General features: G+C 73.5%; 11 protein-coding genes. 4 read left to right on the top strand and 7 right to left on the bottom strand.

Annotated elements, in window-relative coordinates:
* The first annotated feature begins 133 nt into the window (after positions 1–133).
* A complete protein-coding gene (locus IFT77_RS07370; RefSeq protein ID WP_192169638.1) occupies positions 134–1,117 on the top strand; it encodes an NAD-dependent epimerase/dehydratase family protein in 984 nt (327 codons plus the stop codon).
* A gap of 210 nt (positions 1,118–1,327) precedes the next feature.
* Here IFT77_RS07370 and IFT77_RS07365 read toward each other — a convergent pair whose 3' ends face one another.
* Positions 1,328–4,816, bottom strand: a complete 3,489-nt coding sequence (locus tag IFT77_RS07365; protein WP_192169637.1) for a bifunctional proline dehydrogenase/L-glutamate gamma-semialdehyde dehydrogenase — start codon at positions 4,814–4,816, stop codon at positions 1,328–1,330.
* 216 nt (positions 4,817–5,032) lie between these two features.
* Between IFT77_RS07365 and IFT77_RS07360 the strand changes: the two genes are divergently transcribed.
* Both IFT77_RS07360 and IFT77_RS07355 read left to right on the top strand, forming a co-directional pair.
* A complete protein-coding gene (locus IFT77_RS07360; protein WP_192169636.1) occupies positions 5,033–6,055 on the top strand; it encodes an ATP-binding cassette domain-containing protein in 1,023 nt (340 codons plus the stop codon).
* Positions 6,052–6,900 carry an ABC transporter permease gene (locus IFT77_RS07355; protein ID WP_192169635.1) on the top strand — a complete coding sequence of 283 codons (849 nt, stop codon included), beginning with the start codon at positions 6,052–6,054 and terminating at the stop codon, positions 6,898–6,900. Before IFT77_RS07360 ends, IFT77_RS07355 begins: the two co-directional genes overlap by 4 nt.
* 16 nt (positions 6,901–6,916) lie before the next feature.
* Here IFT77_RS07355 and IFT77_RS07350 read toward each other — a convergent pair whose 3' ends face one another.
* Positions 6,917–7,609: a TetR/AcrR family transcriptional regulator gene (locus IFT77_RS07350; RefSeq protein ID WP_192169634.1), complete on the bottom strand. Its 693-nt coding sequence runs from the start codon at positions 7,607–7,609 to the stop codon at positions 6,917–6,919.
* A 76-nt stretch (positions 7,610–7,685) separates the two neighbouring features.
* On the opposite strand from IFT77_RS07350, the gene IFT77_RS07345 reads away from it, so the two are divergent.
* A complete protein-coding gene (locus tag IFT77_RS07345) occupies positions 7,686–8,981 on the top strand; it encodes an MFS transporter (RefSeq protein ID WP_192169633.1) in 1,296 nt (431 codons plus the stop codon).
* On the opposite strand, the gene IFT77_RS07340 is transcribed toward IFT77_RS07345, so the two are convergent.
* The 5 genes from IFT77_RS07340 to IFT77_RS07320 form a co-directional block, all read right to left on the bottom strand.
* Positions 8,972–9,208, bottom strand: a complete 237-nt coding sequence (locus IFT77_RS07340) for a hypothetical protein (RefSeq protein ID WP_123547884.1) — start codon at positions 9,206–9,208, stop codon at positions 8,972–8,974. The two genes, IFT77_RS07345 and IFT77_RS07340, sit on opposite strands and share 10 nt — an antisense overlap.
* 11 nt (positions 9,209–9,219) lie before the next feature.
* Positions 9,220–9,426 carry a DUF2945 domain-containing protein gene (locus IFT77_RS07335; RefSeq protein ID WP_123547883.1) on the bottom strand — a complete coding sequence of 69 codons (207 nt, stop codon included), beginning with the start codon at positions 9,424–9,426 and terminating at the stop codon, positions 9,220–9,222.
* 148 nt (positions 9,427–9,574) lie between these two features.
* Positions 9,575–10,057, bottom strand: coding sequence for a YdeI/OmpD-associated family protein (locus IFT77_RS07330; RefSeq protein ID WP_192040901.1), 483 nt, complete (start codon positions 10,055–10,057; stop codon positions 9,575–9,577).
* Between the two features lie 148 nt (positions 10,058–10,205).
* A complete protein-coding gene (locus tag IFT77_RS07325) occupies positions 10,206–10,970 on the bottom strand; it encodes an SDR family oxidoreductase (protein WP_197980637.1) in 765 nt (254 codons plus the stop codon).
* Between the two features lie 197 nt (positions 10,971–11,167).
* The gene (locus tag IFT77_RS07320; protein WP_192169632.1) at positions 11,168–11,572 is read right to left on the bottom strand and encodes an SRPBCC family protein; all 405 of its coding nucleotides are present in this window, start codon (positions 11,570–11,572) and stop codon (positions 11,168–11,170) included.
* Positions 11,573–11,627 lie beyond the last annotated feature (55 nt).

The raw sequence follows: 11,627 nt of genomic DNA, 5'->3' as shown, positions 1-11,627 counted from the left end.
CCGCGCCCTCGCGCGCCGGGCGGGCGGGTTCGTCGTCGGTGCGCCGTCGTGGCCGCCCGTGCGCGACGGGCACGACCGTGCACGCAGGCTCCGTGCCTGCCGCAGCTGCTGCATCTGCCGGGGAGCCGCGGCCGTGAGGGTGCTCGTCACGGGCGCGAGCGGCCTGCTCGGCGGCGCCGTCGCCCGGGCCGTCACGGTGGCCGGGCACGAGGTCACGACATTCCAGCGTCGACCGTCGGGCGTCGCCGGGGTGCGCGACGTCGCCGGCTCCATGACCGACGCCGCGGCCGTCGCGGCGGCGGTCGACGGGCAGGAGGCGGTGGTCCACCTGGCCGCCAAAGTCTCGCTGGCCGGCGACCCCGCCGACTTCGAGGCGGTCAACGTCGGGGGCACGAGCTCCCTGCTCGACGCGATGCGCGCCTCCGGCGTGGCCCGCCTCGTCTTCGTCTCGTCGCCCTCGGTGGCCCACGGAGGCGCCTCGATCGTCGGCGAGGACGCCGCTCCGGCGGCCCCCTCGCGGGCACGCGGCGACTACGCCCGCACCAAGGCCGCGGCTGAGCTGCTCGCCCTCGCCGCCGCGACGGACGACCTGTGCGTCGTCGCCGTGCGCCCGCACCTGGTCTGGGGCCCCGGCGACACGCAGCTCGTCGAGCGCATCGTCGAGCGGGCCCGGCAGGGGCGGCTGCCGCTGCTCGACCACGGGGCCGCCCTGATCGACTCGACCTACGTCGACAACGCCGCCTCGGGCATCGCCGCCGCGCTCGAGCGGGTCGACGCCCTCTCGGGCCGCGCCTACGTGATCACCAACGGAGAGCCGCGCACGGTCGCCGACCTCATGGCGGGGATCTGCGCCGCGGGCGGCGCACCGGTGCCGCGCCTCCGCGTGCCCGCCGGGCTCGCTCGCGTCGCGGGATCGCTCGTCGAGCGCGTCTGGGCCGTGCGGCCCGGCGCCGACGAGCCGCCCATGACGCGGTTCCTCGCGGAGCAGCTCTCGACGGCGCACTGGTTCGACCAGCGACGCACGCAGCACGACCTCCGGTGGACGCCCGGGGTCTCGGTCGACGAGGGCCTCCGCCGCCTGGCCGCCTGGTACGACGCGGGCAGCCCCGCCGTCTGACCCACCCGCGCCCTGACGGGCGCACCCGCACGGCCCAGCGGACCAGTTGCCCGAGAATGCTGCCCCCGCACGTGCGGGGCGACCATCCGGGGCAACTCGTCCGCGCCCACGAGCGCAGCCGCACGATCCGGCGAACGAGTTGCCCCGAAAGGCTGCCCCCGCACGCGCGGGGGCAGCCTTTCCGGGTGACTCGCGCGGGGCGGCACGCGGCTAGATGACCGCGTCGCTCCAGCCGTCGGGGTTGCCGAAGCGGTGCGCCGTGATCGACACGGCCTGCTCGCGCAGGAACGGCAGCAGTTCGAGTCGTCCGGTCGGCGTGACCGGCGCGGCGAAGACCGCGACGGCTGGGTCGCCGCCGAGCGCGTCGGCGAGGGCCGAGGAGGCGGCGCCCCCGTCGGCAGCGCCCGTCACGAGGCGCACGCGCTCGGTCCGCAGCCCGCCCGCCCGGACGCGGTCGTGCCAGGCGTCGTCGCTCTCGACCCGGATCGCCCCGACGCCGAGGCCGAGCGCCGAGACGAACGGCTCGGGCAGGGCCGTGGCGACGGATGCCGTGAACGGCGAGCCCGAGCGCAGGGCGGCGAGCAGCACCCGCACGACGTCGGCGAGGGAGGCGCCCTCGGCAGCGCGAACCGTCACCGCGAGCGGGCGGTAGCGCAGCAGGTCGCGCTCGAGGCCGAGCTCGCTGACGTCGCGGGCGACGCCGAACTCGGCCTGCCAGAAGTGCTCGTCGGTGGCGACGGCCGCGGCGACCAGGTCGGCGTCGGCTCCGAGCGACGGGGTCGCGGCGCGGAGGGCGGCGGCGACGGCCTTGCCGGGCCGCGCCTCCCCCGCCGCAGCGCCCGCGAGGGTCGTGGGCGTCCACGACCCGAGGTGCACGAGGTAGTTCGGTCCTCCCGCCTTGGCGCCGGCACCGACCGACGACTTCTTCCAGCCGCCGAACGGCTGACGACGGACGACCGCGCCGGTGATGCCGCGGTTCACGTAGAGGTTGCCGGCCTCGACGCCGTCGAGCCAGGTCGACAGCTCGGCCGGGTCTAGGGTGTGCAGCCCGGCGGTGAGGCCGTAGTCGGTGGCGTTCTGCAGCGCGATCGCCTCGTCGAGGGTCGCGGCCGTCATGACGCCGAGCACCGGGCCGAAGTACTCGGTCAGGTGGAACTCGCTGCCCGCGGCCACCCCGGCGCGCACGCCGGGCGACCAGAGGCGGCCGCTGTCGTCGAGCCGGCGGGGCTCGACGAGCCACGACTCCCCCGCGCCGAGCGTCGTCAACGCGCGCTCGAGCTTGCCCGAAGCAGGCTCGATGATCGGGCCCATCTGGGTCGTGGGCTCCGACGGGTAGCCGACGCGCATGGTCGACGCCGCGTCCACGAGCTGGCGGCGGAACCGCTCGGAGGTGCCGACCGAGCCGACGAGGATCACGAGGCTCGCGGCCGAGCACTTCTGCCCGGCGTGGCCGAACGCCGACTTGATGACGTCGGCGGCCGCGAGGTCGAGGTCCGCGCTCGGCGTGACGATGATCGCGTTCTTGCCGCTCGTCTCGGCGAGCAGCGGCAGGTCGGTACGCCAGCTCGTGAACAGCGCGGCCGTCTCGAAGGCACCGGTGAGGATCACGCGGTCGACGGAAGGGTGCGAGACGAGGTGGCGGCCGAGGTCTCCCTCGTCCACGTCGACGAGCCGCAGCACGTCGCGGGGCACGCCCGCCTCCCACAGCGCCTCGACCATCACGGCCCCACAGCGCTTCGCCTGGCCGGCCGGCTTGACGACCACGCTGCTGCCCGCGGCGAGCGCCGCGAGCGTCGAGCCGGTGGGGATCGCGACGGGGAAGTTCCACGGCGGGGTCACGAGCGTCAGGCGCTCGGGCACGAAGTCGGCGCCGTCGACGACGTCGAGCTCCTCCGCGAGGTGGGCGTACCAGTTGGCGAAGTCGATCGCCTCGCTGACCTCGACGTCGCCCTCGGCGACGGTCTTGCCGGTCTCGCTCGCGGCGACCTCCATGAGGTCGGCCCGTCGGGCGGCCAGCGTGACGGCGGCGGCACGGAGCACCTCGGCCCGGCCCGCGCCTCCTCGTGCCGCCCAGGCGGGCTGCGCCGCGACCGCGCCGGCGACGATCTCGTCGAGCACGGAGGCGTCGGTCACCCGTGCCCGCTCGATGAGGTCGACGCCGAGCACCGAGTCGGTCGAGCGACGCTGGATCTCGCGGCCCCACGCGCGGTTGTCGGCCTTGGCGGGGTCGGTGTCGGGCTCGTTGTCGAAGCCGCTGCCGGCCTGACGCGGCCGGAGCGCCTGCGCGTCGTCGAGCCTGCTCTGCACGCGGTGCGGAGCAGGCGCCTCGACGTCGACGTCGGCGAGCGAGGCGAGGAACCGGCCCTTCTCGCGCTCGAACATCGCCTCGTTCGAGGCGAGCTCGAAGACGGCCGACATGAAGTTCTCGCTCGAGGCGTTCTCCTCGAGGCGGCGGATCAGGTAGCTGATGGCGACGTCGAACTCGCGCGGGTGCACGACCGGCGTGTAGAGCAGCAGCCCGCCGACGTCCGCCTTGACGAGCTCGGCCTGGCCCTCGGCCATCCCGAGCAGCATCTCGAACTCGACGCGGCCGCCGACGCCCCGCGCCTCGGCGAGGAGGTGCGCGAAGGCGATGTCGAAGAGGTTGTGGCCTGCGACGCCGATCTTCACCGCGCGCGTGCGCTCGGGCGTCAGCGCCCAGGCGAGGACGCGCTTGTAGTTCGTGTCGCTGGCCTGCTTCGTGTCGTAGGTGGCGAGCGGCCACTCGTGCACGACGGCGTCGACGGTCTCCATGGCGAGGTTCGCGCCCTTGACCACGCGGACCTTGATCGACGCCCCGCCCGCGTCGACCCGTCGGGTCGCCCACTGGGTCAGCCCCTGCAGGGCGCCGAGGGCGTCGGGGAGGTACGTCTGCAGCACGATGCCCGCCTCGAGGCCCTTCAGCTGCGGCTGGTCGAGGAGGCGCGTGAAGACCGCGATCGTCAGGTCGAGGTCGCGGTACTCCTCCATGTCGAGGTTGATGAACTTCGGCTCGCGCGAGCGGGCGGCGAGCTCGTAGAGGGGCGTGAGCTTCTCGACCACGCGCTCGACGGTCTCGTCGAAGGCCCACATCGAGAGCTGGCTGACGATCGACGACACCTTGATCGACACGTAGTCGACGTCGTCGCGCTCGAGCAGCGCCCGGGTGCCCGCGAGGCGGTGCTCGGCCTCGGCGTCGCCGAGCACGGCCTCGCCGAGCAGGTTGAGGTTGAGGCGCGTGCCCTCCGCCTTGATGCTGCTGATGGCCGAGCCGAGCTTGGCGGGCCGGGCGTCGGCGATGAGGTGGCCGACCATGCCGCGCAGCACGCGTCGGGCGACGGGCACGACGACGCCGGGCAGCACGGGGGCGACGACGCCGCCGACCCGGACGGCTCCGCGCATGTACCAGGGCAGGAACGCGGGCACCTGCGACGCCAGGCGCGACAGGTTGCGGGCGGCCACGCTGAGGTCCTCGGGGCGGACGACGCGGTCGACGAAGCCGATGGTGAAGGCGAGGCCCGACTCGTCCTTGAGCACCTGCGCGAGCAGGTGGGCCGAGTCGGTGCTGGGCGCCGACGACGCCTCGTGCGCCCAGCGACGGGCCAGGGCGACGGCGTCGTCGCCGATCGACTCGGGGAGGGCTGCAGCTGCCGGCCGGGCCGGCTGGTCGATGGTGGTCATGCCGTCACGATAAGACCGGAACTTGCCAGGTGGCAAGGTTTGACACACGACCGTAACGTGGCGGTCGGCGGGTGCCTCCTGCACAGGCGACCGACGCCTCCTCGGCACCGACCGGGACCGACCCGTCCTCTGGTGGGCGGGCCTCCCGGCTGGTACTTTCACCTCGTCACCGAACCAGGGGGTCCGGCGACGTCACCCCACGTCGGAGGCGCGCAGATGGCGATGATCGAGGCCTCGGGCCTGACGAAGACCTACCGCTCGAAGTCGGGCCCGGTGCACGCGCTGACCGGCTTCGACCTCACCGTGCCCGAGGGCACCGTGAAGGCGCTGCTCGGGCCCAACGGCGCCGGCAAGACGACCGTGGTCAAGATGCTCACGACGCTCGAGGTGCCTGATGCGGGCACGGCCACCATCAACGGGATCGACGTCGTCGGCGACCCCCAGTCGACCCGTCGCACCATCGGCGTCTCGGGCCAGTACGCGGCGGTCGACGAGAACCTCACCGGGTTCGAGAACCTCGACATGATCGGCCGGCTCTACCACCTCGGCGCGAAGGTGTCGCGCGAGCGGGCCCGCGAGCTCATCGACGTGTTCGACCTCTCGGCCGCCGGCGACCGCCCGGTCAAGGGCTTCTCGGGCGGCATGCGCCGACGGATCGACCTCGCGGGCGCCCTCGTGACGAACCCGCGCGTGCTGTTCCTCGACGAGCCGACGACGGGGCTCGACCCCCGCAGCCGCCTCGCCCTGTGGGACATCATCACCTCCCTCGTCGCCGGCGGGACCACGGTGCTGCTGACGACCCAGTACCTGGAGGAGGCGGACCGGCTGGCCGACGACATCGCCGTCATCGACGGCGGGCGGGTCATCGCCGAGGGCACCGCCGACCAGCTCAAGGCGCAGGTGGGCGGGCACCGCCTCGTCGTGGCGCTCGTCGACGAGGCGCGCGCGCCCCAGGCCCTCGAGGTACTGCGGCGGCACGGCGACGCCGAGCCGACGCTCGGCAGCGACGGCCGCCAGGTCGAGGTCGCCGTCACCGACGGCCCGACCGCGCTGCAGCGCACCCTGGCCGACCTCGGCGCCGCGGGCATCGAGCTGCACGACGCCGGCATGCGCCGCCCCACGCTCGACGACGTGTTCCTGCAGCTGACCGGGCGCAAGGCCGTCGACGACGACGACCCCGACACGGGCTCGGTCGCGACGAGCAAGGGCGGGACGAGCAAGAGGGAGGCGCGGCGATGACCACGACGACGAGCGCGCTCGCGCAGACCCTCACGCCCCTGGGCCCCACGGGGCTCGGCACCTGGGCCTCCGACGGCTGGACGGTGACGAAGCGCAACCTGATCAAGGTCAAGCGGTCGCCGGACATGCTGATCTTCGCCGTGCTGCAGCCGATCATGTTCGTGCTGCTGTTCAGCCAGGTCTACGGCGGCGCGATCGCCGTGCAGGGCACGGACTACACGCAGTTCCTGATGGCGGGCATCTTCGCCCAGACCGTCGTCTTCGGCTCGACCTTCTCGGGCGCCGCGATGGCGCAGGACCTGAAGGAGGGCATCATCGACCGGTTCCGCACCCTGCCGATGAGCCCGTCGGCGGTGCTCATCGGCCGGACGAACAGCGACCTCGCACTCAACTCGATCTCGATGGTGATCATGATGCTCACCGGCCTCGCGGTCGGCTGGCGGGTGAACACGCCGCCGCTGATGTTCCTCGGCGGCATCGCGCTGCTGCTGCTCTTCAGCTACTCGTTCAGCTGGGTGATGGCGCTGCTCGGCATGAGCGTCAAGACGCCCGAGACGATCAACAACGCGTCGTTCATGGTCCTGTTCCCCCTGACGTTCATCTCGAACGCCTTCGTGCCGAGCGACACCCTGCCGACGGTGCTGCGCGTCTTCGCCGAGTGGAACCCTGTGTCGTCGCTGGTGCAGGCCGCCCGCACGTCGTTCGGCAACCTCGGCGAGACCCCCGTGCCCGACATCTGGACGCTGCAGCACCCGTACGTCACCGTGCTCGTCGGCCTCGCGGTCATGCTCGTCGTGTTCGTGCCGCTGAGCATCCGCAAGTTCCAGCGGATCAGCTCGAAGTAGGGCAGGGCCCAGCGGCTCAGCTCGGGGCGGCGGCGACCTGCGCGCGCACGGCGTCGTCGAGCTGCTCGGTCGGCACGGTCACGACCGTGCCGATGACGAGCCGCATCAGGTCGGCCACCTGCACCTCGTCGCGCCGGTACAGCCACTGCAGCTGCAGGCCGTCCTGCACGGCCAGCACGACACGGGCCGCCGACTCGGCGGTGAAGCCGTCCCGCAGCCAGCCATGCGCCTCCGCGACGGCGAGGTACGCCGAGGTCGAGCCGATGATCCGGTCGTAGTGGTCGGCGTAGTAGTCGTGCGCCGGGTGGTCGCTCGACGTCGCCTCGGCCGACGCCGTGATGAACAGCGAGATGACGGCGGGCACGTCGACGTTGTACTCGGCCAGCGCGACCAGCTCGGCGAGGCGCATGCCGCCCTCGTCGTCGAAGTGCTGCCGGAGGCGCTCGTCGCGTCGACGGAGGACGGCCATGAGGAGCTCGTCCTTGGTCGCGAAGTAGTGCATCAGCGACTGGTGCGAGACGCCGCAGCTGCGCGCGATCTCGCGCAGCGAGGCGCCGTGGAAGCCGACCTTGCCGAACACCGGCAGGGCCGCCTCGAGGATCGCCTCGCGCTTGGCGACGCCCTTGCGGTAGCGGCCGGGCGGAGCGGCGGGCGGCTGCTCGACGACGGACTCGTGCGAGGCGGCGGCGGGCTCGTCGAGTGCGGACATCGGGGCCAGCCTAGGGCGGGCTGCGGGCGATCGCACCGCCTCCGGGACCCCCATGTGCCGAGCGTAGGCTCGCCGCGTGAGGTGGTCGCTGCTGCGCATCCCGGCGTTCCGCGCCCTGTGGGTCGGACGTCTGCTGTCGTGGGTGGTCGGCGGCCTGGCCCCCCTGGCCCTGGTCTTCGCGGCCGTCGACCTCGGCGCGGACGCGACGCAGCTCGGCCTCGTCGTGGCGGCCCGTGCGGTGCCGAACGTCGTGCTCGTCCTCGTGGGCGGCGCCCTCGCGGACCGGCTGCCGCGGCGCCTGGTGGCCACCGCCTCCTCGGTGGTCTCGGCCGCCTCCCTGGTCGCGGCGGGGGTGCTGCTGCTGACGGGGCGCGAGACCCTCGTGACGCTGGCCGTCGCGGCGGCCCTGACGGGCGCGGCCGCCGCGTTCTTCGGCCCCGCCTCGAGCGCGATGCTCCGCGACGTGCTCGTCGAGCCCCTCGTGCGCGACGGCACCGTGCTCGCGCGGATCAGCATGAACGTCGGCCTGATCGTCGGCACGGCCCTCGGCGGTGCGCTCGTCGGCGTCGCGGGGACGGGCAGCGCGCTGCTCGTCGGCGCCGGGCTGTCGGCGGCGGCGGCGCTGGCGTTCGGGCGCGTCCCGCGGTCGGTGACCGGCGCCTCCGGCTCGGGGTCGCTGCTGCACGACCTGGGCTCGGGGATCGGCTTCGTCGCGCGGTCGCCGTGGCTGCGAGCGACGCTGGCGCTCGCGTTCGTGCACCAGCTCAGCTTCGCGGGCGGGGTGCAGGTGATCGGGCCGCTCGTGGCGGACGAGTCGTTCGGCCGGGTGCTGTGGGGCTTCGCCGGGGCGGTGCAGACCCTCGGCCTCGTCGTCGGGGCCGTCTGGGCGGGCCGGCTGCGCGGGCGCCTGCGGCTCGCGGTCGCGTGCCTGGCGACGTCGGCGTTGGTGCTGCCCCTGGTGCTGCTCGCCGGCGCCCACGTGGACCAGCCGGAGGTGCTGGACGCGCCGTACGTCGACCCGCTGCACTGGGCGTTCTGGCTCTGCCTCGGCCTCTTCGTGTCGAGCGTCGGCCTCGAGCTGTTCACGGTGCCGCTCGACGTGGCGATCCAGACCCTCGTGCCGCGCGCCTACCTCGGCCGGGTCTTCGGGGCCCTGACGCTCGCGACGCTGGCCGGGATCCCCGTGGGCGAGCTGGTGGTCGGGCCCCTCGCCGGCCGCTTCGGCACTCCGACGGCCCTGCTGGTCCTGGCCGGCCTGATCGCCGTCGTGGCCGTGGCGGTGGCCGTCAGTCCGCGGGTGCGCCGGATCGACGCACCCGCGGTCCTGTCAGCGGACGAGCGGGTCGGTCAGGAGCCGTTCGATCAGCGGTAGTCGCCGCGCGCGATCGCCTCGGCGTACTTGCGGACGTCCGGGCCGGGCTCGTAGTCGATGAACCGGCCCTTGAGGCGCTCGTTCAGCGCGGCGAAGGCGGGCTCCCAGTCGTCGCCCTCGTGCTCGGCCGCGACCTCGCGGACGGCGTCCTGCAGCACTCGGTCGGCGTCGGTGAGCATCTTGTCGCGGGCTTCCTGGTTCCAGGTCACGTCGGTCAGATCTGCCATGGTGCTGTCCCCTACTTCTTCTTCGAGAGGGCCGACTCCTTGTGAGCCGCCTCCGCGTCGGTCTTGTCGCTCTTCACGATGAAGTACGGCTCGTCGCCCGAGGCCTTGAAGGTCTGGCCGTCGAACTGGAACTCCTTCACGCGCTTGTCCACCACGGTGCCGTGGGTCTCGCCCTGCGGCGTGTTCCACGTCACGTGGTCGCCCTTGCTGAACGTCATCGTGCCTCCTCAGGCTGTCGGATGCGCTGGACGGTACCCGCGCCTCCTCGGGCCTTCTCGGGCGGGGCACAGGCAGGGCGGGCGGCAGGGTCGGTCCGGCTGCGTGAGCCTGCGTGGCTGGCTGCGTCAGCCTGCGTGGCTGGCTGCGTCAGCCGCGCAGCGCGTCGAGCGCGGCAGCCACTCGCCGCTCGCGGGTCGCGTCCGTCCTCGCGTCGGCGATCGGCAGCGTCAGGGCCTTCTGCCTGCTGGGCGACAGGGCCTCGAAGGAAGCGCGGAGGGCGTCGTCCCCGGCCCACGCCTCGGCGAGCACGGCGGGCACCTCGACCACCCGGGGCTCCGTGTCGAGCGCCAGCGTCACCTCCACCTGCTGGCCGCCGACCAGCCCGGACGCCCGACGGTGCTCGGCGCTGAGCGACAGGAGGAGCTGGCCGCCCATGCTGCCCACCGTGTTGCGGTACGTGTAGGGCTCGGTGGGGGCGTCGCCGGTGCCGTGCACCGTCACGACGACGGCCGGGCGCTTCCCGGCGCCGAGCACCGCGAGCTCGTCGGGCGGCACCACGAGTCCGGTGACGCCCGGGCGGGCCTCGAACACGACGGTGGGGAAGGTGACAGGAGGCACGGAGTCGGTCATGTGCAGAGGGTAGGGCGCTCGCGCGTCTGCGGGGAAGGGGCACAGACGAGGAGGGCGGCGCCTGCGGGACCGCGGCCGCGGCTCCTCGACCGTGACCGCGCCTCCTCGACCGTGACCGCGCCTCCTCGTCCCGGCCCGTGCCTCTTCGTCAGACGGAGATGCCGCCGTCGGTCGTGATCAGCTGGCCGGTGACCCAGCGGCCCTCGGGCGACATCAGGAACCGGACGGTGCGCGAGACGTCCTCGGGAGTGCCGAGGCGACCCGTCGGCTGCAGCGCGGTGAGCGTGCGTCGGGTGTCGTCGTCCATCCAGCCGGTGTCGACCGGTCCCGGGTTGACGGCGTTCGACGAGATGCCGAGGTGAGCCAACTCGCGGGCAGCGGCGATCACGATGCGGTCGAGGGCGCCCTTGCTCGCGCCGTAGGGCAGGTTGTGCACGGTGTGGTCGCTCGTGAGCGCCACGACGCGGGCGCCGTCGGGCAGCTCGTCGAGGGGAGGCAGCTGCTCGGCGAGCGCCTTGATGCTCAGCCAGGCGGCACGGGTGTTGACGGCGAAGTGCCGGTCGAAGGCCTCGACGGAGGTGTCGAGGATCGACGAGTCCACGCTCTGCGAGTGCGACAGGACGAGGCCGGTGACGGGCCCGAGGTCGGCGTTCACCTGCGCGAGGAGACGGGCGGGGGTCGCCGCGTCGGAGAGGTCGGCCTGGTAGACGCGGGCCCTCCGCCCGAGGCCCTCGACCTCGGCGACCAGCTCGGAGAGGTCGCCCGGGCGGGCGCCCCAGCTCATGGAGTCGTCGTACGGGTCCCAGGTGGCGAGGGCGAGGTCCCAGCCGTCGGCGGCGAGGTCGCGGGCCACGGCCCGCCCGATGCTCTCGCGCCGTCCGGCGCCGGTCAGGAGGCAGGTCTTCATCGACATGCAGCCAGCGTAAGGGGCTGGCCGCCTCGCGTGACGTTCACGTTCTCCTTCGACCTCGCGCTCGCCCTCGCCCTCGCCTCGCTCCGATCGACGATCGAGTTGCCCCTTCCTGCTGCCTCATTCCGCGTGAGGCAACAGAAAGGGGCAAGTCGCCCGGCTCGTCGAGTGAAGTCAGCGGACGAGCTCGTCGGACGGGGTCACGGCGCGAGCTCGTCGAGCAGGGCGGCGAGCCGGTCGAGGTCGCGCTCGACGGCCTCGACGTCGGCGGTGAAGTCGGCGTCGGAGGTGCCCGGCCGCCTGAAGAGGGTGAAGACCACTTCGCTGCCCCGGTCGTTGGCCAGCACTCGGAGGGGGTTGTGCACGACGGTGCCGTCGGGGAGCGTCACGTCGTGGTCGAGGACGCCGAGCTCGACGGGCCCGGTGAACGCCACCTCGACGACGCCCATCGGCGAGTCGGCGAGCCACCGCCCGGCCTCGTGCCGCACGCCGCTGCTGAGGCCGGCCGCCCACGACGGCAGCTGAGCCGGGTCGCCCGCGACCCGCGACACGGCGGCGACGTCGTGCTCGATCGGACGGGAGACGTGCACGGCGGGCCAGGTCATGCGGGGACGGTACCAGCGGGCCTGCCGCACCGCCACGACGCTCGGGTTGCCCCTT

It is taken from the genome of Frigoribacterium sp. CFBP 13729 (genome assembly GCF_014841875.1).
Lineage (GTDB): Bacteria > Actinomycetota > Actinomycetes > Actinomycetales > Microbacteriaceae > Frigoribacterium.
This window is presented reverse-complemented; position numbering and strand designations above follow the sequence as displayed.